This window comes from Rarobacter incanus, assembly GCF_006715765.1.
GTDB classification, from domain to species: Bacteria; Actinomycetota; Actinomycetes; order Actinomycetales; family Cellulomonadaceae; genus Rarobacter; species Rarobacter incanus.
In genome coordinates this window covers 1,251,346-1,269,592 of sequence record NZ_VFNV01000001.1, presented here as the reverse complement: position 1 = coordinate 1,269,592, position 18,247 = coordinate 1,251,346, and the positions used below count along the sequence as shown (strand labels likewise).

Annotated in this window: 21 protein-coding genes and 1 tRNA gene; 9 read left to right on the top strand and 13 right to left on the bottom strand. The window is 63.4% G+C overall.

The genetic code is table 11. The features are described from left to right. The first annotated feature begins 201 nt into the window (after window positions 1–201). The 3 genes from FB389_RS05445 (at window position 202) to FB389_RS05435 (ending at window position 3,620) form a co-directional block, all read left to right on the top strand. The gene (locus FB389_RS05445) at window positions 202–1,272 is read left to right on the top strand and encodes a 3-deoxy-7-phosphoheptulonate synthase (RefSeq protein ID WP_142111722.1); all 1,071 of its coding nucleotides are present in this window, start codon (window positions 202–204) and stop codon (window positions 1,270–1,272) included. Between the two features lie 362 nt (window positions 1,273–1,634). Next, on the top strand, window positions 1,635–2,543 hold the full coding sequence (locus FB389_RS05440; protein WP_142111721.1) for a GRP family sugar transporter: 909 nt from the start codon (window positions 1,635–1,637) through the stop codon (window positions 2,541–2,543). A 57-nt stretch (window positions 2,544–2,600) separates the two neighbouring features. Further along, on the top strand, window positions 2,601–3,620 hold the full coding sequence (locus tag FB389_RS05435) for a Gfo/Idh/MocA family protein (protein ID WP_142111720.1): 1,020 nt from the start codon (window positions 2,601–2,603) through the stop codon (window positions 3,618–3,620). 236 nt (window positions 3,621–3,856) lie between these two features. On the opposite strand, the gene FB389_RS05430 is transcribed toward FB389_RS05435, so the two are convergent. The 9 genes from FB389_RS05430 to FB389_RS05395 form a co-directional block, all read right to left on the bottom strand. Further along, window positions 3,857–4,324: a MarR family winged helix-turn-helix transcriptional regulator gene (locus FB389_RS05430; protein WP_142111719.1), complete on the bottom strand. Its 468-nt coding sequence runs from the start codon at window positions 4,322–4,324 to the stop codon at window positions 3,857–3,859. 140 nt (window positions 4,325–4,464) lie between these two features. Further along, window positions 4,465–4,674 (bottom strand): hypothetical protein, encoded by a 210-nt coding sequence (locus FB389_RS05425; RefSeq protein WP_142111718.1) that lies wholly within the window; start codon window positions 4,672–4,674, stop codon window positions 4,465–4,467. A gap of 127 nt (window positions 4,675–4,801) precedes the next feature. Further along, the gene (locus FB389_RS10460) at window positions 4,802–4,939 is read right to left on the bottom strand and encodes a hypothetical protein (protein ID WP_170207887.1); all 138 of its coding nucleotides are present in this window, start codon (window positions 4,937–4,939) and stop codon (window positions 4,802–4,804) included. A gap of 447 nt (window positions 4,940–5,386) precedes the next feature. After that, the gene (locus tag FB389_RS10565) at window positions 5,387–6,007 is read right to left on the bottom strand and encodes a PIN domain-containing protein (protein ID WP_142111717.1); all 621 of its coding nucleotides are present in this window, start codon (window positions 6,005–6,007) and stop codon (window positions 5,387–5,389) included. 15 nt (window positions 6,008–6,022) lie between these two features. Further along, a complete protein-coding gene (locus FB389_RS05415; RefSeq protein ID WP_142111716.1) occupies window positions 6,023–6,454 on the bottom strand; it encodes a helix-turn-helix domain-containing protein in 432 nt (143 codons plus the stop codon). A 183-nt stretch (window positions 6,455–6,637) separates the two neighbouring features. Continuing rightward, window positions 6,638–7,048, bottom strand: a complete 411-nt coding sequence (locus FB389_RS05410; RefSeq protein WP_142111715.1) for a hypothetical protein — start codon at window positions 7,046–7,048, stop codon at window positions 6,638–6,640. Between the two features lie 610 nt (window positions 7,049–7,658). Further along, window positions 7,659–7,732: transfer RNA gene (locus FB389_RS05405), tRNA-Pro, on the bottom strand. Between the two features lie 42 nt (window positions 7,733–7,774). After that, on the bottom strand, window positions 7,775–8,734 hold the full coding sequence (locus FB389_RS05400; protein ID WP_246043536.1) for a metallophosphoesterase: 960 nt from the start codon (window positions 8,732–8,734) through the stop codon (window positions 7,775–7,777). Between the two features lie 5 nt (window positions 8,735–8,739). Further along, a complete protein-coding gene (locus tag FB389_RS05395; RefSeq protein WP_142111714.1) occupies window positions 8,740–10,995 on the bottom strand; it encodes a transglycosylase domain-containing protein in 2,256 nt (751 codons plus the stop codon). Window positions 10,996–11,097: 102 nt separating this feature from the next. Here FB389_RS05395 and sp36 point away from each other — a divergent pair, with 102 nt between their 5' ends. Both sp36 and FB389_RS05390 read left to right on the top strand, forming a co-directional pair. Continuing rightward, a complete protein-coding gene (gene sp36, locus FB389_RS10450) occupies window positions 11,098–11,262 on the top strand; it encodes a Sp36 family protein (RefSeq protein WP_170207795.1) in 165 nt (54 codons plus the stop codon). A gap of 2 nt (window positions 11,263–11,264) precedes the next feature. Then, entirely contained in the window at window positions 11,265–11,744 is a 480-nt protein-coding gene (locus FB389_RS05390) for a RidA family protein (protein WP_142111713.1), read from the top strand. Window positions 11,745–11,864: 120 nt separating this feature from the next. Here FB389_RS05390 and FB389_RS05385 read toward each other — a convergent pair whose 3' ends face one another. Together FB389_RS05385 and FB389_RS05380 are read right to left on the bottom strand one after the other, a co-directional pair. Beyond that, window positions 11,865–12,587 (bottom strand): Crp/Fnr family transcriptional regulator, encoded by a 723-nt coding sequence (locus tag FB389_RS05385; protein WP_142111712.1) that lies wholly within the window; start codon window positions 12,585–12,587, stop codon window positions 11,865–11,867. 30 nt (window positions 12,588–12,617) lie between these two features. Further along, complete coding sequence (locus tag FB389_RS05380) at window positions 12,618–12,977, bottom strand: hypothetical protein (protein ID WP_142111711.1); 360 nt, start codon at window positions 12,975–12,977, stop codon at window positions 12,618–12,620. 170 nt (window positions 12,978–13,147) lie between these two features. On the opposite strand from FB389_RS05380, the gene nth reads away from it, so the two are divergent. Further along, entirely contained in the window at window positions 13,148–13,849 is a 702-nt protein-coding gene (gene nth, locus FB389_RS05375) for an endonuclease III (RefSeq protein ID WP_142111710.1), read from the top strand. On the opposite strand, the gene FB389_RS05370 is transcribed toward nth, so the two are convergent. Both FB389_RS05370 and FB389_RS05365 read right to left on the bottom strand, forming a co-directional pair. Next, complete coding sequence (locus FB389_RS05370) at window positions 13,839–14,759, bottom strand: alpha/beta fold hydrolase (RefSeq protein WP_142111709.1); 921 nt, start codon at window positions 14,757–14,759, stop codon at window positions 13,839–13,841. The genes nth and FB389_RS05370 overlap by 11 nt on opposite strands. A 3-nt stretch (window positions 14,760–14,762) precedes the next feature. After that, window positions 14,763–15,536: a response regulator transcription factor gene (locus tag FB389_RS05365; RefSeq protein ID WP_142111708.1), complete on the bottom strand. Its 774-nt coding sequence runs from the start codon at window positions 15,534–15,536 to the stop codon at window positions 14,763–14,765. Between the two features lie 116 nt (window positions 15,537–15,652). On the opposite strand from FB389_RS05365, the gene FB389_RS05360 reads away from it, so the two are divergent. The 3 genes from FB389_RS05360 (at window position 15,653) to ygfZ (ending at window position 18,245) form a co-directional block, all read left to right on the top strand. Then, window positions 15,653–16,411 (top strand): hypothetical protein, encoded by a 759-nt coding sequence (locus FB389_RS05360; RefSeq protein ID WP_142111707.1) that lies wholly within the window; start codon window positions 15,653–15,655, stop codon window positions 16,409–16,411. A gap of 182 nt (window positions 16,412–16,593) precedes the next feature. Beyond that, entirely contained in the window at window positions 16,594–17,112 is a 519-nt protein-coding gene (locus FB389_RS05355) for a heme-binding beta-barrel domain-containing protein (protein ID WP_142111706.1), read from the top strand. Then, window positions 17,112–18,245 carry a CAF17-like 4Fe-4S cluster assembly/insertion protein YgfZ gene (ygfZ, locus tag FB389_RS05350; RefSeq protein WP_246043535.1) on the top strand — a complete coding sequence of 378 codons (1,134 nt, stop codon included), beginning with the start codon at window positions 17,112–17,114 and terminating at the stop codon, window positions 18,243–18,245. The genes FB389_RS05355 and ygfZ overlap by 1 nt, the downstream gene beginning before the upstream one ends. The last annotated feature ends 2 nt before the right edge of the window (window positions 18,246–18,247 follow it).

Sequence of the window (18,247 nt, the reverse complement as noted above, 5' to 3'; positions counted from 1 at the left end):
ATCGTTGGTATCGCTTTATGCAGGCTCCCGGTGGAGCCGTGCAGGTGAGCGCCTGACCACAATCCACCCGGAGCCACCAGGGCCTTGGCCGCAAGTTGCGTGCCGGGCCCTTCGTCATGTCAGACGGGCTCCGCGAGTCACAGCGCCGCACCGGGCTGACCGACCTCAACCGCAGTCCGACCGCTGAAGAATGGAACACCGATGAACGCCCCAGCCATAACGTCCGATTTGCACGTTCGCGCCCTGGAGGCACTGCCCTCCCCGGCGCAGATGCTGGCCGAGCTACCACTGGGCGACGCAGCATCCGATGTCGTGGCGCGAGGCCGCGACGACATCCGTGCGGTTCTGCACGGAGATGACGACCGGTTGGTTGTTGTCGTCGGCCCGTGTTCGATTCACGATCCAGCGGCTGCAATCGACTACGCGCAGCGACTCGCTGCCATGATCCCTCAGTTGCAGGACGACCTGGTCGTTGTGATGCGGGTCTACTTTGAAAAGCCGCGCACCACCGTCGGCTGGAAGGGCCTGATCAACGACCCGAATTTGGATGGGAGCCACGACATCACCAAGGGTCTGCGGTTGGCCCGCCGGGTGTTGCTCGATGTCCTGGCCGCGGGCGTGCCGGCCGCTAACGAGTTCTTGGAGCCAACCAGCCCCCAGTACATCGCTGACGCGGTTTCATGGGGTGCAATCGGGGCCAGGAACCCCGAAAGCCAAGTTCACAGGCAGCTAGCGTCCGGGCTGTCCATGCCGGTCGGCTTCAAGAACGCGACCGAAGGGTCCGTGCAGGCGGCGGTCGACGGCTGTATCACAGCGGCGAGTTCTCACGTCTTCTTCGGGATCGATCCGCAAGGGCGCGCGGCGGCGGTGGAAACCTCAGGGAACCCCGACTGCCACATCATATTGCGGGGCGGCGCCCACGGCCCCAACTACGATGATGCCTCCGTCGCGGCCGCCAATGAGCTCGGTGTCGCTGGTGGACTGCCCCCCCGCCTGGTCGTCGATGCCTCGCACGGAAATTCCGGAAAGTCCGAGGTGCGGCAGGCAGAGGTGGCGCGGGAACTCGCCGCCTCCATCGCGGCCGGCAACGAGGGGATCTTCGGGATCATGCTCGAAAGCTTCATCGAGGCCGGGAACCAAGCGCCCGCGCCGAGCGGCTTGGTCTATGGAAAGTCCATAACAGACAAGTGCATCGGCTGGGATGACACGGCAGCTTTGTTGCGGGAACTCGCTGCCGCGGTGCGCGCACGCCGGGTCGTGGTGGGTGGTTAGTGGCTGCGGTGCTTTGTAGCCGAACCCAGTACAAGCGCCACCGAGGTTGGCACCCGCGTACGGATTAATATCTAAAACTCCCGATTCCGCTTCTTGGCGTGAGCGAGAGCAGCAAATTGTGGCGGGGGTGGCGCGCTTCGCGGGTGCCGCATTAGTTCGAAGGCCGGGTGTGCGGGGGGCGGGCCTCGTCGCCAATTGCCTTCCATTACGACTGCGGGACTCTGAATGCGCACATAAAGGCGGTTTTGTTTGCGTCCGATGGGCCAAATATAGGACTCTCGCCCTACGGTCATCCCATGAATCCTGGAACGATGAATCTACGGCCCGGCGTCCGGGCATTGCTGTGGCAGAGGGAGACAACGATGTCAGATATTCTGATCGGACTGGTGCCGGCGCTGGGGTGGGGCGTTCAGGGCATAGTCATGCAAAAAGTCGGTGGTCGGACCGCCAACAAGCAGATGGGTATGGTGCTGACGACATTCGTCGTGGCCGTGGCCGTGCTCATTATTCGCCCACCGTCGGCGAACGCCTGGACGGCCTCGCTGATCTTGGCGGCGCTGCTCAATGGTATTCCTTGGGCGCTAGGACAGATCCTGCAGATCCGCTCGTTCGAACTCATGGGCGTATCGCGCGCGATGCCGATCTCGACTGGAACTCAGCTGCTCGGCACGACCCTGGTCGGCGTTTTGTTCTTCCACGAGTGGAAGAACGGGTGGCAGTTCGGCGTGGGCCTGCCCGCCCTGCTGCTCTTGGTCATCGGCGTGTGGATGACGACCTTCCGCGAAAAGGGCGCGGAAACCGGGGAGATCGACAACGCTTCGAACATCAAGAAGGGTTTTTCGATCCTGCTGCTCAGCTCGCTTGCGTTCGTGTTCTACGCGACCGCCGGTCTGATCTTCAAAGTCGATGCCCTTGACCTGCTCTTCCCGCAGGCGGTTGTCATGGTGATCACGACGATCATCATCGCCTACATGCAGTCGAAGAAGGGCGAGGCCACCGATCGGGAAGTCGGCGTATTCGGCAAGAAGAGCTGGGCCAACATGCTCACCGGTATTTGCTTCGCCGCGGCAAACCTCACCATGCTGATTTCGGTGCAGCGCAACGGTGCCGCCGTCGGGTGGACGCTATCGCAGATGAACGTCATCGTCGCGACGCTGGGTGGGTTGCTGATCCTGGAGGAACGCAAGACCAAGAAGGAACTCATCTACGTTTTGTCCGGGTTGGCGCTGGTCGCTATCGGCGGCGTCCTGATCGGTGTCACCAAGAACTAAGGCAGATGGCGAACCGTGACGGTTCGCCGAAATAATCTTTAGAAGGGTCTAATTGACATGTTGAACGTTGGATTTATTGGGTGCGGGTCGATCGGTCGCGATCACATTGAGCGGGTGCGCAACACAGTTGCGGGGGGACGCGTCGCTGGCGTATTTGATGTTGTGGACGAGGCCGCCCGCAAGGCTGTAAGCGACTTCGAGGTAGATGCGAAGGTCTACGGATCCGCGCAGGAACTGATCGATGACGACGCAATCGACGTGGTTGTGGTTGCCTCCCGCAATGACGCTCACCTGGAGCCGATTCTGCGGTGCATCGAAATTGGCAAGAATGTGCTCACCGAAAAGCCGCTGACCAAGACGTCGGAAGAATCCCGCAAGATCGTTGACGCCGAGGTCGCCGCCGGCCGCCGGTTCGTGCAGGTCGGCTTCAACCGCCGCTACGACCCCGGATACCGCCGGCTCAAGGCGATCGTCGAATCTGGCGAAATCGGATCCCTGTTGCTGTCGAACTGCCGCCACTACAACGCGGCGCCGGCCACCAGCTACTACAAGACCGATGACGTCATCCTTGACACGTTTATTCACGAGATCGACGTCATGCAGTGGCTGTTCGGCGAAAACTACGCGGCGATCGAGATGAAGATCGGCAAGCGCAACTCGCTTAACCCGGCGCCCGACCTGGACGAACCGCAGCTGGCAATCGTTGAGACCGAATCCGGTGCGATCATCACCGTCGAAATCAACATCAACTGCCAGTACGGCTACGACATCCAGTGCCGCCTGGTAGGGGAGTCCGGGATCGTCGCGCTGCCCGACCCCGCCATGCCCGAGATCCGCAAGAACCTGGCTATCACCCGGGAAATTGACCCCAGCTGGACCGCCCGCTTCGAAGAGTCGTACAACGAAGAGTTCAAGGCGTTCTTCCAGTCGGTCGCGCGCACTGGCGGGCCCGCAGCTATCCCGACCGCCTGGGATGGCTACATTGCCAACATTACGGGCGAGGCAGCGCTGGCGTCGTTGCACGACAAGCGCCGCGTCGAGATCAACATCCCCGAAAAGCCCGACCTGTACAAGTAGGCGGCGGGCGTCCTGACTCGCGTAGCGATGGGTCGGGTGCTCGGGTAGCAGTACGTGAACCGCGCGTCGAGCGCGGGTCTGTTGGTGGCGGACGCCGCCGAGTAGCGCAGCGATTGTGCGCCTCGGCGGCGTCCGCCACTTTTGGCACTATAACCGTGGGCCTTGACCCAATCCACTTGGCCGGTCCTGGCCCCAACCTGCCGGAAGGCAGCCGGGCTGCGGCCTTTGCCCGGGGGCTATCGGCGGCTGTGTTCCCAGTACGCGGCGGGGAACCGGTCGGTGAGCAGCTCCAGCAGTTCGGCTGCATCAGTCAGCCTCTGGCGGTCGGCCTCCGCGAGGCCCTCTAACGCGGCCGACATGGTCTCGTCCGCGCGGGCGCGGAACGCGGCCAGTTCGGCAACCCCGGCCGGGGTGAGCGACAGAACGCAAGCCCGCGCGTCCCAGGGGTCCGAGCTGCGCACCACCAGTTCCGCCGCCTCGAGCTTCCTGATCGCAACGGTAATCGCAGGCTGAGTGATCCGCTCCAACCGTGCCAGTTCGCCAATGCGCGCTTTGCCCAGGCGTTCAAGGTGAGCCATCGCGCTCATTGCGAGAGTGGGTAGGTGATGGTCGGTCGTGCGGGCAGCGGTGCGGATGAAGGAGCTGGCCGCGGCCATGAGGCGAGCTGCGTCGGGGTTCGGGGGCGGAGAAACCAGATTGTCCATAAAAGGAGTATATATTGGGAGTGAACTGAATGAGGGACGAGTGCCCCGTCTCCCGTCGTATCGTTCCCGTCGAAATGCACCGTCCACCTGTCCTTCGGCCCTGCGCTCGGTGTCTACCGGGCGGACACCCGCGGTCGTGCTTAGGGGTGGACAATGATCCCGCTGAACACCGGGGCGAACTGTTCGAGGATGCCCGCCGCCTTGTCCTTGACGTACCAGGTGAACATGTGGGCGACCCACTCACGGCCCGTAGGTGATAATCCGACGAGCGCAATAGCGATCCCAATCGCGCGGAGTACTCGTCGTGGTGCCGACTCTGCTGCTAGGTCAATGCCATCAGAAACTCTCATAGCGGCATCGTGCCCTGACCGTCTGACAATCCACTGCAGAGAAGGTTGAGGGGTGCGTCAGGCGTACGTCCTCGGCGTGGCCAGGCGAGAACTGGGGTCTGCTGCACGGATAGGTGACAGGTTGTAGTCACGCCGCGAGGGCGACGTCCTTGGTCATGGCGCGGTTGAATCGATTCTCCTGGCAGATAGAGACCGCTGCTGCCACAACCGGATAGTCACGTTCGTACCAGGTCTTGCCCTTCGTAGGCTCAGCTTCGTCGCTCATGAGCACATGATGCACCTAGTGTCAGACATGAAAGCCAGGGGTGACGATGGGGCACTAGCCCGCGTGTTCTGACTGCCTGCTATTTCAAGGCTGACGCGGCATACGCCCAGCTACCTCGATCATGTCGACAGCGAAGAGCGATACGGCGTATACGCCTTTCTTGAGTCGGCGCGCGGGGACAACGATCCTTTCGCGAGCTTGGCCCGGACTACTACGGGCAGCCCGCGAGCGAGTAGTCGGCTGCTCCGCGGAGCATGGCCTCGAAGTGAGGGCAGTGAGCTTTCTGCCGACCACCATGATTGGCCCCCAGGCGCATCGCCAGGCGGGATTAGGGCGGCTCTGGCTTTCTGGGTGAAGGTGGCCCGGCTGTCCACGACAGCTGCCAACTGCCAGCTTTGATTCGGGCGGTCTTGGTCCCCCCACGACGGGAGGGATGAAGTAGTTGGTTTAGTCGCGCGGCAGAGCGAGCACATGTTTGAGGTGTGTCCCGAAGGGCTTCTTCAGTTCCGAACCCATGAGGTCCGCGACCTTCTCAGCAAACTTTGGGCAACCTGCGGATTGTAGCGATGGGACCATTCGCTCACCGCCATGCGTTTCCCAGTACATCAATTGCTTGATAGCCACATTCTTGACCAATCGAGGTGAGGAATCGGCAACAAGACAGAGGAACGTGTCGGGGTGCTGGACTTCGTAGGCGTCCTGATCGTCGTTAGTTGATAGTAGGTCGATATCCGAGGAGATCACGATGTCGACATTGCCCGCACACGCTGCTGCGTGAACATGTTGGTCGTGTACATCGTTTCCGGTGTAACTGCCGTCGACACTGTATTGCTCAATCATCGAATCAATGGTAGTGACGATCCGCGCACGCTGGCCCCGAATGGTCTCGCCGGACGCGGCCGGATATGCCTTCCTATATGCGTGGATGAACTCAGTGAGGATATCTTCTGTCGAATGCAATGTGTACATGCTTGACGACGCTTCCAAGCGCACGAGGAAGATCCAGTCGCGCAGAGTGCGACTGAAGAGAGTGTTAGCGTCAGGCAATACCTTCGTGAGTCCGGGCATCGTCGTTAGTTCAGCCTATTCTCCCGAACTAAGCACGCGGTCTACGTTCCGGAATTCCTCGAAGGCGGATCGCTGTCTCTCGAACCGTTGCTTCCTGTACCGCTCAATCTCTGCGGTCTTAACCCGTGTATGCGTGCCGACTTTGAACGCATCGATATCCCCTTGTGCAATCAACTTCATCAAAGTTGGGCGTGACACTCCTAGGCGCTTCGCGGCAACCGTCGAGGTGAGGTCTTCGGGAATAGTACTGATGACGATATTCGCCCCGGATGCGACGCCTTCGAGTACGTTACGCAGGAGAGTCGCCAGAAACGCTGGTAGCTGAATCTCCTCCGAACTGTCTGCGCTCCGAACGTTGACGACCAAAGGTTCATCTACAGGCACTGCATGGGTGATCGCCTGAGCTGCTGCGCGCTGTATGGGAGTGGTGACGATTGTGTCAGTCACGGCAGGTCATCTCCTGACAAGTATTGGGTGGTGCGCTACGGCGCTGTCACCGAGTCCCGCCATCGTCGCAGTTTTCACTTATATGTGCAACTTGGCTCGTCTGTCACCTTCACGATCACAGCGTAATGCGGTGTGGTGCCGTCTCCGGCAAGGATCGGGGCGGCACCACACCGGTTCGTGGGGCTAAGCAGCGTCGTCTTCGTTGGTGGTGCGGCCGCGGGCTGCTTGTTCGGCGTAGTGCGCGGTGAGTGTGACGCTGAGGCCGGTGGCGGTGGCGGTGGCGGGTTGACCGTCGATGGTGGTTTGGAGGTAGTCCAGGATGGATTCGGCGTAGGCCGTGACGGCCTGGGCGTCAGTTGCGGCGTCGTGGGCGGTTCTTGCTATGTCTCCGAGGAGTTCCGCGACGCGGTCACCGATGAGGTGGTGCAGGTGGGCATAGGAGGTGGGTGCGGGTTTGCCTGCGGTGAGCCCTGACGGGGTGGCGTGGTGTTGGGTGTCGAGCCATGCGGGCGCCCACTCGGCGAGGGCTGCCAACGTGTCGAGACCGGCGTTCGCGATGACGTCTTGGAGTCGGATGCCGGCGTCGAGGCGCATGCGTGCTTGGCCGGCCCTGACTGAAAGTTGCGCGCTTGGCGTGCGGGGGTGTCCGGGGTCGTCGAGTGCGGGGGTTTGGTTCGAGTGCGCGGGCGGCTCGACCCGCGAAGGTCGCCGTTCTTGGCCGGCCCTGACTGAAAGGTGCGCGCTCGGCGCGCGCGGGGGTGCCCGGGGACGCCGAGTGCGGTGGTTTGGTTCGAGTGCGGTGGTTTGTGAGGGGGTTTTGACTGGAAGGGGTGCGCTCGGCGCGTGAGAGGGTGCGCGGGGACGCCGAGTGCGGGGTTTTGGTTCGAGTGCGGTGGTTTGAGCAGGGGTTTCGACTGGAAGGGGCGCGCTCGGCGCGCGCGGGGGTGGTCTCGATACGCCCGCTGCGCGGGCAACTCGACCAGCGGGGTCGTCGAGTGCGGCTATGGTCCAAAATGTGTACTGACGGCGATTCGGCGGTGGCATGACAAAGGGCTCCGGCCAGCGTTTCCGCTGGTCAGAGCCATTGCATTTGGTCGAGGTGAAAGGAACCGTCGAAGCCCCACAGGGGCTTCTCCTCCCAAATCCTGGCAGCGCAATAAAAAATCGGCTAGCGCCCGCGTTGCGCGGGCCCTAGCCGAATTTGTCGGGGTGACAGGATTTGAACCTGCGACCTCTTCGTCCCGAACGAAGCGCGCTACCAAGCTGCGCCACACCCCGTGGCTGTCGAGCCAATACACTCTATCGGAGTTTCAGGCAATATCAAAAAGCGCCCTCACCACGCGGAACGAGGGTGAGCATGCTGGCCGCCGGCCGGCACGCGAAACGCAGGCGGACGAATGGGTTTGTGCCAACGCCTTCGCTAACGTGCAGCCAGCTTGGGTCTCGATCGCTGACCGCACCCCGTCGGCAGTCCGGCCATGTGTGGAGCCCACTGGCGAGGCGTGGCGGCAGGTCGCAGTTCGACGTCAGGGCACCAAACCATGGCACGCATATCTGTCCGCCATGGGTGTGCCCGGCAATGATGAATTGCGCACCGTCCGCGTGCAGCGTATCCAGAGCTCGCCGGTACGGTGCATGGACGATTCCCACCCGGACGGGTGAATCCTCGCGGGAGGCAACACGCGGGGGGAGGGAATCTCGTCCAATATGAGGATCATCCAGGCCAACAAGGTCGATGCCGATCCGGTCCCAAGCCAAGAGGTGGCGCTGGTTGTTGAGGTCCAGCCAGCCGGCCTCCTCCATGCGCTGGGTGAACGCCTGCCACGGCAGATCGGGGTGTGTCCGTCGGCGCGCGGCTTGACCCGAATGGCCAAGAAGATACCGCAGCGGGTTGCGAAATTGGGGCGAGAAGTAGTCGTTCGAACCCAGGACAAATCCGCCCGGGAATGCCAGCAGAGGCTCCAGGGCGTGCAGCAACGGCCAGAGCGCTTGGGGGGAACCGAAATTGTCCCCGGTATTCAAGACGAAGTCGGGTTCGAGCGTTGCGAGTTCGCGGACCCAGGCAATTTTGTCGGCTTGCTCTGGGATCAGATGCAGGTCGGAAACCTGCAGAATCCGCAGCGGGCGGGTGCCCGCGGGGAGGATCGGAATCCGATAGTCGCGGACGGTGAAGAGGTGCGACTCGATCGCACCCCATGCCAGCGCGGCGCCGGCCGCCGCAGCACTCACCCCGGCAGCGAGCGCAAGACGGCGCGGCGTGGGCCGCTTGGGTTCACGCACTCCCGTTAGTCCTTTTTATCCGACGAGTTCCCCGTCGATTTCTTCGAACCGCTATCGGATGAATCGGACTTGGTCTGCGACGACGATGTCTTGATGACCGCGGCGCGGCCCACCAGCGAGTAATCGGGGGAAGGGAACTTCTTGATCGCTTTGCCCTTGAGAGCGGTGTCCATGAAGGTCTTCCAGGTCGGGGCCGCGATGGTTCCACCGTAGATGATTTGGGACGGACGCCCGCCTATGCTGATGTAGCGCATCTTGACGTCTTTGGTGGGGTTGCCCACCCACACGGCGGTCGACAGTTGCGGGGTGAATCCCACGAACCACGTGTGGGTGTTGGTGCCCGCGGTTCCGGTCTTACCTGCCGCGGGGCGGCCGCCGGACAGCACGGCGAGGGGAGCGGAGCCCCCCGCCTTCGGGACCTGCTGCAGCGCGTACGTGACCGTGTTGGCGACATCGGAACTGATAGTGCGGTGGCAGTCCGCCTCGGGAACATCCAGGTCTTTGCCGTCGGAATCCTTGACGGAGAGTATCGCGATCGGCGTGCAGTACTTTCCCTGGTTGGCGAAGGTTGCGTATGCGGAGGCCTGCGCCAGCGGCGAGGTGTTCTGAATACCCAGGGTCATCGATGGGGTGACTTCGATGCCGTCCTCAGTGAAGTAGTTCTTGGACAGATCCTCACCATTGGAAAGCGACGGGCGGAAGCCGACTTCGTAAGCTGCCTTGGCAATATCGCACTGGTCCAGCTGCGAGGCCATCGCAACGTATCCCGTGTTCACCGAAAGTGCGGTTGCGGTCAAGACCGTCATGCTGCCGCGGCGGGCTCCCTCGGAGTTCCCCGGGGTCCACGTTCCGGCGAAACCGGTGCACGACGCCGGGAACGAGCTGAGGTTGTAGGTGCGACCGGACCCATTGACGACCGTGTTGAGTGTTTTACCCGCCTGCAGCCAGGCGGTCAAGGTGTACGGCTTGAAGGTCGATCCGGGCTGGAACCCGCGGGAACCGCCGTGTTCCTGATCGGTGTTGTAGTTGATCGCCGTTGTGTACTTCTTGGGGTTGTCGCTGGCGTCGTAATCGCGGTTTTGCGCCATGACGGTGATCTCGCCCGTGCCGGGCTCGACGCTGGTCATCGCCGTTGCTATCCCGTGGGGATCGTTGGCGGGAACGGACTTCTTGAGGATCTTCGTTGCCGTCTTTTGCAGCTTCGCGTTGAGCGTCGTGACTATTCGCAATCCGCCGCGATAGAGCAACTCCGTGCGCTCTTCGGTGGTTTTCCCGAATGTCGGGTCCTGCGTGATGACCTTCGTGACGTAGTCGCAGAAAAATGCCGCTGATTCGGCGGCCGCGCATCCCTGCTTGATGTCTTGCACGTCGAGGGTGTCGGCCAGGGGCTGCTTGCGCGCCTCCTCGTATTCTTCCTTCGTGATGTATCCCTGCTGATACATCAGGCTGAGGACGATGTTGCGGCGGCGTTCGGAGGCTTCCGGGTGCACCGTTGGATCGTAGGCGCTGGGGCGTTGGGTGATGCCGGCTATGGTGGCGGCCTGAACGATGCTGAGTTCCTTGGCGGAAACGCCGAAGTAGTGTTGCGCGGCTGCCTCTGCTCCGTATACGGACTTTCCGAACTGGGCGATGTTGAGGTATCCCTCAAGGATCTCGTTCTTCGTTTTGGTCTTTTCGAGCGCAATGGCCAAGCGCGCTTCGCGCAGCTTGCGTTCGTAGGTGCCCTCGGACGCCTCGGTGACTCCCTCCGTGTCGCCGGCGGCGTGGGCCCGCTCAATGAGCACGTTCTTCACGTACTGCTGGGTCAGCGTCGATGCGCCCTGCGTGTCCCGGTCCATAGCGTTGTTCACGAGCGCGCGGGTCATACCCGTCATGTCAATCGCTCCGTGCTCGTAGAATCGCTTGTCCTCGGTGGCGATGACTGCGTTTTGCAGGTTCGTGGAGATTGCCGAAAGCGGCTTGACGATGCGGTTCTCCCAGTAATACGACGCGAGGAGGGTTTTGCCGTCCCGCGCATAGATGTAACTGGCCTGCGAGAGTTTGGTTGTCTCCAGGCTGTCGGGCAGGCCGTTGAAAAGCTCAACCCCGCCATCGGTCACTTTCGAGGCGCCGATGGCCAGCGGTGCCGCCAGCGCACCGACCAGCAGCCCGCCGACAAGAGAAGCTGCAACGAAGGTCGCGATTGCGGCGAACAGCGCCGCGACGTTTACCGTATGTTTCGACTTACGAGGAAGCTTGCCACGCACCGACTGAAAACCCATGCATCCCAGGGTACGCGAACGGCGCGGAGGCGAGGGGGAAGTCGCAAAGACGGTATGTGGAAATCATGTAATCGTTGCGTGAAACACCAGTAGGCTTTGACCATGACTACAAAATGGGAATACGTAACGGTGCCGCTGATCAGTCACGCCACTAAGCAGATCCTGGACAATTGGGGGGACGAGGGATACGAACTCGTCACGGTGGTGACCGGCCCCGACGGCAACGGCCTGGTCGCCTACCTGAAGCGCCCCAAGGCGGAGGGCTGATCATGGCTGGCTCCATCTCAGCGCGCCTCGCGGCGCTTGGCATTGAATTGCCGCCGGTAGCATCCCCTCTGGCCAACTACGTGCCCGCGATACGCTCCGGCGACCTGGTGTGGACGGCGGGGCAACTTCCGCTCGTCGAAGGCAAATTGCCGATCGCGGGCAAGGTTGGAACGGGTGCGGGGCAGGTGAGCCCCGACGCCGCGCGCGACCTTGCGCGTACAGCGATGCTCAATGCGATTTCAGCCGTAGCGGCGCAAGTGGGGTCCCTGGACCGCGTGGAGCAGGTGGTTAAGGTGGTCGGGTTTGTCGCATCCGATCCGACCTTCACGGGCCAACCGGGCGTCGTCAACGGTGCCAGCGAAGTAATTGGGCAAATCTTCGGCGACGCAGGGGCACATGCGCGCAGCGCCGTCGGCGTTGCCGTGCTACCGCTGGACGCGCCGGTCGAAATCGAGCTCGTCGTGCGGGTCGGAACCAAATGACCCACCCCTGGCGCTAGCCGCGGCGGTTCCTTGCTGCGGCCACTGTGAGCGGGCCTTGGCGGTCGGGCCGCTGCAACCGGGCCGCCGTGAGCGGCGGCGGCCCTGCGGCACGCGAATTGCCTACCGTGCCCGCCGGCGCAGGCGGTCGAGTTCCACCAAGATGATGGTGCGTCCGTCGCGCCTGATCCATTTCCGTGTCGTGAAATCCGCGAGTGCCTTGTTTACCGTTTCACGTGAAGCGCCGACCAACTGCGCCAGTTCTTCCTGCGTCAGTTCGTGGGTCACGCGCACCCCGTCGCCTTCCGGCTGCCCAAAACGGTCTGCAAGGTCCAGCAGGGCCTTGGCAACGCGCCCGGGGACATCCGAGAAGACCAGGTCTGCCAGCGCCTCGTCGGTGCGTCGCAGGCGCACCGCAAGGGCGCCAAGGAGTGGCATAGCCACTGCGGGATGAGTGCGTATCCACACGGCAAGCCGCTCGTGGGGCAGCTCAAGAAGCGTCACGTCCGCGACCGCCGTCGCGGTGGCGGTTCGCGGCCCGGGATCGAACAGCGACAGTTCCCCGAGCATCTCGCCGGGACCCAGCACTGCGAGCAGGTTCTCGCGCCCGTCCTGCGATGTCCTGCCCAGCTTGACTTTGCCCGCGGTAATCACGAAAAGTTGGTCGCCTTGTTCGCCCTCGCGAAACAGCACATCGCCACGGCGCAGCCGAATCTGGGTCATTGACCGGATGAGCGAGCTGGCCTCTTCCTGGTCAATGCCTGCGAATAGGGGGGCGCTCATTACGGTGTTCTCGGTGCTCACGGCGTCCTCTCGTCTTGCTTCGTCAACCGGGCCATGACCCATAGTGACAAACCTACCTGCTATTGCGCCACCTTAGAGTTCGGCGAGGTGCTGGACTAGCTGGTCGGTAACCTCCATCAGGTCGCGGCGCAGTGCGGCTTCGCGCAAGGTGAGGAGCTCATCCAGTTCGCGCAGGCGCGGTAGGTCGCTCAGTTCGAAAAGGTCGGAAGGGACGGTAGTAGCCTCGCCGAGCGCTTCATTGAGCGCCCGCGTGCTTTCCTCGCTCGCGTCGATGGGCAACAGTTGGTTGGGCCCGGCGGCACGCGCCACCGTGAGGTCGATCTTTGCGCGCACAAGGCGACGCCAATGGCTGGCGGCCGACAGCTGGGCCCGCAAGGATCCGCGTCGATCGTTGAGTCGCTGAGACATGGTGGAATGCTGCAGGTCGGGCATCGCTACTTCCTTTCACAGGTGGCTTTCGGCAACTCACCCGCTCAGCTTGAGAATTTCACCGGATGAATTGACGCTTTTGCGGTTGGCGGCGAGTCCGCTGCAGCCACACGGACCCGCGGGACGAGCGTTGCGATGCCGTCGCACAACGTGGCGTTTGAGATCATGTGTGGATGGAGCCATCGCATACCCGGAATCAGGCGATTCTGCGGGCCGCACAGATATATGAGCGCTTGGGGCAGGCCTTTCCCGATGCGCGCTGCGAACTGGACTATTCGTCTCCATGGCAGCTCCTGGTCGCGACCGTTCTTTCGGCGCAAACGACCGACAAACGTGTGAACGCCGTCACCCCGGAACTGTTCGCGCGGTGGCCGCAACCCGTCGACTTGGCGTCCGCGGACACCGCGCGGGTGCGCGCGGTGATCAACTCCTTGGGGTTCGGGACGCGCCGCGCGGCGAACATCATCGAGATGGCTCACCAAGTGGACGATCGGTATGGGGGCGAGGTGCCGGCGAACGAGGGGGAACTCGTCGGTCTTGCTGGGGTCGGGCGAAAGACGGCTCACGTCGTGATGGCTGAGGCCTTTGGGGCGCCCGTGCTTGCCGTCGATACGCACGTGATGCGGACAGCGCGCAGGCTCGGGCTAACGTCACACGCCGATCCGCTGGGGGTCGAACGGGACCTGACGGCGATCTTTCCCGCGCGGGAGCTGCCCTTGCTTTCGCACCGTCTGATCTTCCTGGGGCGTCGGGTATGTGCGGCTCGCAGACCGAATTGTGCGCAATGCGCGCTCGCCCCGCTGTGCCCATCGGCCTCACCTGCTCCGACGGCGGGGAACGCCCGCGGGCAGGGGGCGGGTGCCCCTAGCGTGTAGCGCCGGGCAGCGAACCCAACCAGTCGAGCAGGATTTCGTTGACCGCGTCCGGTCGCTCCTCGTGGGCGAAATGACCCGCCGCCATGATTTGCTCGCTGCGGTACTGCGAGCACAAGGCGGCGGCGTCGACCGTGAGCCAACGCGGATCGAACACGGGGTCAAAGCGGCCCGATAGTTGCAGCGCGGGCACCGATATGCCGCCCCGCACGGTGCTGAGGAACCGGCGATACGTGGGAGTCACCCGATGATTTGTGAGCCACCGGAGTGGTTCCAGGCTGGTGCGCGGGACGGAGGGTAAACGCATCGCGGTGCGGTAGGTGTTCAATGCCTGGGTCGTCCACGGCATCACGGCGCCGAACTTCAGGATGCGGGCGACCATATCTGTGTGGGCCAGTTGGTGCTCGGCCACTCCGGGGAGGCGCAGGGAGACGATCTTGTGGCGCACGGTGCGCGAATGCACACCGCGATCCGAAGCGTGGATGCGCGCGGGGTGTGGTGCCGAAATCGCGGCGACCGCGGTCGTCACCGCGGGCACCACCGTGGGCATCGACCACGCGACCACACCGCCCAAACCATGGCCGATGATGACGGCTTCGCGCAATCCGAGGGCGCGGATGACCCCGGACACATCGCGACAAATGTTGGGAATGTCGTAGCCAAGCGGAGGCTTGTCTGAGGCGCCGTATCCCCGCAGGTCAACGGCAATGGGCCTATAACCTGCACTTGCTAGGGCCGCCAGCTGGTGGCGCCACGTCCACCACATTTGCGGGAAGGAGTGGAGAAGGATAACTGGGACGGCGCGAGTGTCCTCGTCGCCTCCGTCGGCGACGTGGAATCGCGATCCATTCGCGGCGACGTTGCGGTGCGTCCAGGGACCGTCCAGCAGAATCTCGGAGTAATCGGCTGGCATCGCTTATGAATCTTCCGCTTCGGGCGCTTCCTGTGCTGCGGGATCGGCATCGGGTTCGACCGCCGCTGGTTCGTGCCCCTGCGGGCCGCCCGCGTTGCGGCGATCCTTGGGCGGGTCGAACCGGTACCCGACGTTGCGAACGGTGGAAATCAGCTGGTCATACTCGGATCCGAGTTTGGCGCGCAGGCGCCGCACGTGGACGTCTACGGTGCGCGTACCACCGTAGTAGTCGTATCCCCAGACCTCTTGCAGTAGTTGCGCGCGGGTAAAGACGCGACCGGGGTGCTGCACCAGGTATTTGAGGAGCTCAAACTCCTTATAGGTCAGGTCCAGCGCGCGCCCGCGCAGGCGGACCGTGTACCCGGAGGCATCGATGACCAGGTCGCCGGTGGAGATTTCTTCCGGCTGCTCGTCGTGTCCGGCAAAGCTGTCGTGTTCGCGCACCAGACGTATGCGGGCTTCCACCTCCGCGGGCGGCGCCGTGTCGAGCATAAAATCGTCCGCACCCCAGTCGGCGGTCAACACCATCAACCCGCCCTCGGTCATGATCAGGATGAGCGGGACGGTCAGCCCGGTGGCGCGCAGCATGCGGCAGGTGGTGCGCGCCGTCACAAGATCCTTGCGCGCGTCGAGCAAAACGACGTCGGAGTCGGGGGCCTCGATCAGCGCAGACGGCTCCATGGGGAGCACCCGCACGTGGTGGTTGAGCAGGCCCAGCGCGGGAAGGACTGTGGCTGAACTTCCCGTCGCAGCGGTGAGCAACAAGAGCTCAGCCATCGGTTAGCCTCCCTGGGTCGCTGTGGCGTGGGTGGTCGCTACTGGTAAACCGTACCGCGAATTTTATCGATCAAGCGAGAATCACCGCGTGGCGCCGCGTCTGCGACACTTGTTAGGTGAAGTTCATTCCTACCATCTACGACCTGTCGACGCGCTCTGTCGCCACCGCGATTGGTGCATCGCTGCTGGCCGCGGGGGCGGCGTGGGGAGTGAGTGGCACCGCGCTTGTCCTGTCTGTTGTGGTCATAGCTATGGCAATAGGGTGGCCGGTTCTTCTGGGCCTGCCGGCGCGGGTTGGTTCGGCGCTCGTCATCGCGCTTGCCGGGCTGGGGGCTTTGGCGGTGGTCTTCGCGGCACCGCGGGAACCGTGGATCAGGTCCGTGCCGCTTGTCCTGGCCTTTGCGGTGGTCCTGGCGTTCATCAATGAGTTGACGCGGCCGGACGATCGCAGCAGGCTCACGCAATCCCTGCTCGGCACCGTAGCGGGGGCGGTTCTGGTCGCTGGCGCCGCGGGCTGGCTAGCCGCGGACCGCACGGTGGTGGGCCATAAGGTCATCACGTTGGGGGCAATCGCGCTGGCCGTTGCTGCGGTGATCGCCGCCTTACCCATGTACGGGTGGGCCTCGTTCACAACCTCTTCTTTGGCGGCGGTGGTCGGCGCGGTCGTCGTCGCGCAGTCAATAATCCCCATGCGGATGCTGACCGCGATCGCCGTGGGGGTTCTGTCCGGCCTGGCGGTGGCGATGAGCCATATGCTCTTCGTGCGGATCCCGGCATTGCGTTCCGCGCGCGCTGCGTGGGCAGCTATCGCGGCCCCGATCGTCGCCGCGGGTCCGTTTCTATACGCGATCGCTCGCCTGACCCTGGTCGTGTAGTCCTGCTAGATGAGGGACTTCGCGGCCACGCAACGCGCCGCATACTCCGGTAGGGTTGCAACATGGATATTCAGGCGCTTGAAACTTTCTTTTTGAGCTTGCTGGTTTTGGTGACGGTGACGGTTGCCTGGTTCGCGGGTTACATCGTCTACCGCCTGTTCAAGTCGTAATGAAATCACCCCGTGATTGAACTCCCGCAGGACTTCCCGCCGGAGCTATACCCCGTCGCGTTCCTCAATGGTCATTGGCGCGGACGCGGCGAACTGAGCTACCCGGGTATTGCGCGCACCGATATCGTCGTGGACGTCACTTTTGCCCCGGGCACCGGCCCGTTCTACGAATACCGGTGCGACATAAATACAATTTCCGACGAGGCCACCGCCCCTTGGTCTACGGAATCCGGATTTTGGCGCGTCGCCCCCCAACAACCGGAGGGCTTGGCGGAGTCGCTGGCGCCGCTCGAGGCGATGATTAGCGACCCGGCCGGACGCGTTTGCGTGTACCTCGGTGGGGCTGATAACGGCCGCGCGACCCTGGTTTCGGATGTCATTGCGCGCACTTCGAGCGCGGCGGCGGTAGCGGCCTCCAAGCGGATGTACGGGCTGGTCAAGGGCCAGCTCATGTGGCTGTGGGAACTGTCCGCCTTCGATCAACCGCTGCAACCCTACGTGTCGGTCGCGATGGAGAAAGTGAGCCAGTAGTGGCGCTTACCGGCATGCTTGAACTGCCCGGTGCGGTGGCCGATGCGGACCAAGGCGGGCGGGTTGCCTGGCACTTCGGGGACCCCGTTGCCGAGCAGCGCGCGCTCGAGCGCGGCCGGGCCGTCGTCGATCAGGGGCATCTTGCCGTCATCAGGGTTGCCGGGGAAGACCGACTGACGTGGCTGAATTCCTTGACGAGTCAGTCTTTGCTTGGTTTAGCGCCCGGGGTCGGCACCGAGACTTTGCTGCTGAGCCCGCAGGGCAAGCTTGAGGCTGCGCTGGGCGTTGTCGACGACGGTGCATCGACGTGGCTAATCGTGGAGCCCGCGCAAGCGCGGTACGTGGGCGAATGGTTGACGAAGATGCGGTTCGCTATGCGCGTCAGTGTCGTTGATGATTCCCAGAACTTTGCCGTGCTGGGGTTCAACGGGGACGTCCCCGCGGCGGCTGCCGGGTACCTGATCTGGGAAGACCCGTGGCCGCATGTCGCCCCGGGAGGTACCCGTTACGGCCCCGGCGAGGACATCCACCCCGGGGTCGCCAGGCGCTGGAAGCTGGTGGCGGTGCCCGCCGCAGCGGCGCGCGACGTGGTTGCGGACCTGGCCGAGCAGGGGTTCACCCCGGCCGGTACATGGGCAGCCGAGGCGATGCGGATCGCCGCGTGGCGACCTGGCTACGGCAGCGAGGTGGACGCCAGGACCATCGCCCACGAGGTCGATTGGCTCCGCACGGCCGTCCACCTGCACAAGGGCTGCTACCGGGGGCAGGAAACGATCGCGCGCGTGCACAACCTGGGGCGGCCGCCGCGGCGGCTGGTGTTCTTGCACCTTGACGGTTCCGCCGACGTCCTGCCGGAGCACGGGAGTGGTGTCCTGGCGGCGGGCCGGGTGGTGGGGACGGTGACCTCGTCCGTTCGTCATCATGAGCTGGGCCCGATCGCCTTGGCTCTTATCAAGCGTTCGGTGGCCGCGGATGCGCCCCTGGATGTCGTCAGCCAGAGCGCACCCGATGTGGTGGTGAGCGCGGCGCAGGAGCCGATTGTGGATCCCAGCGGGCAATCCGTCGATCGTCCCGCAGGGCATGGGCCGCTCATGAAGGGCCTACCGCGGGTGGGGATGATCCAGGGGACATAGGC

Excerpts from the sequence above, each read along its gene's own strand:
- FB389_RS05445 (WP_142111722.1), top strand. The coding sequence starts at position 202 with ATGAACGCCCCAGCCATAACGTCCGATTTGCACGTTCGCGCCCTGGAG.
- FB389_RS05440 (WP_142111721.1), top strand. The coding sequence starts at position 1,635 with ATGTCAGATATTCTGATCGGACTGGTGCCGGCGCTGGGGTGGGGCGTT.
- FB389_RS05435 (WP_142111720.1), top strand. The coding sequence starts at position 2,601 with ATGTTGAACGTTGGATTTATTGGGTGCGGGTCGATCGGTCGCGATCAC.
- FB389_RS05430 (WP_142111719.1), bottom strand. The coding sequence starts at position 4,324 with ATGGACAATCTGGTTTCTCCGCCCCCGAACCCCGACGCAGCTCGCCTC.
- FB389_RS05425 (WP_142111718.1), bottom strand. The coding sequence starts at position 4,674 with ATGAGAGTTTCTGATGGCATTGACCTAGCAGCAGAGTCGGCACCACGA.
- FB389_RS10460 (WP_170207887.1), bottom strand. The coding sequence starts at position 4,939 with ATGAGCGACGAAGCTGAGCCTACGAAGGGCAAGACCTGGTACGAACGT.
- FB389_RS10565 (WP_142111717.1), bottom strand. The coding sequence starts at position 6,007 with ATGCCCGGACTCACGAAGGTATTGCCTGACGCTAACACTCTCTTCAGT.
- FB389_RS05410 (WP_142111715.1), bottom strand. The coding sequence starts at position 7,048 with ATGCGCCTCGACGCCGGCATCCGACTCCAAGACGTCATCGCGAACGCC.
- FB389_RS05395 (WP_142111714.1), bottom strand. The coding sequence starts at position 10,995 with ATGGGTTTTCAGTCGGTGCGTGGCAAGCTTCCTCGTAAGTCGAAACAT.
- sp36 (WP_170207795.1), top strand. The coding sequence starts at position 11,098 with ATGACTACAAAATGGGAATACGTAACGGTGCCGCTGATCAGTCACGCC.
- FB389_RS05390 (WP_142111713.1), top strand. The coding sequence starts at position 11,265 with ATGGCTGGCTCCATCTCAGCGCGCCTCGCGGCGCTTGGCATTGAATTG.
- FB389_RS05385 (WP_142111712.1), bottom strand. The coding sequence starts at position 12,587 with ATGGGTCATGGCCCGGTTGACGAAGCAAGACGAGAGGACGCCGTGAGC.
- FB389_RS05380 (WP_142111711.1), bottom strand. The coding sequence starts at position 12,977 with ATGCCCGACCTGCAGCATTCCACCATGTCTCAGCGACTCAACGATCGA.
- nth (WP_142111710.1), top strand. The coding sequence starts at position 13,148 with ATGGAGCCATCGCATACCCGGAATCAGGCGATTCTGCGGGCCGCACAG.
- FB389_RS05370 (WP_142111709.1), bottom strand. The coding sequence starts at position 14,759 with ATGCCAGCCGATTACTCCGAGATTCTGCTGGACGGTCCCTGGACGCAC.
- FB389_RS05365 (WP_142111708.1), bottom strand. The coding sequence starts at position 15,536 with ATGGCTGAGCTCTTGTTGCTCACCGCTGCGACGGGAAGTTCAGCCACA.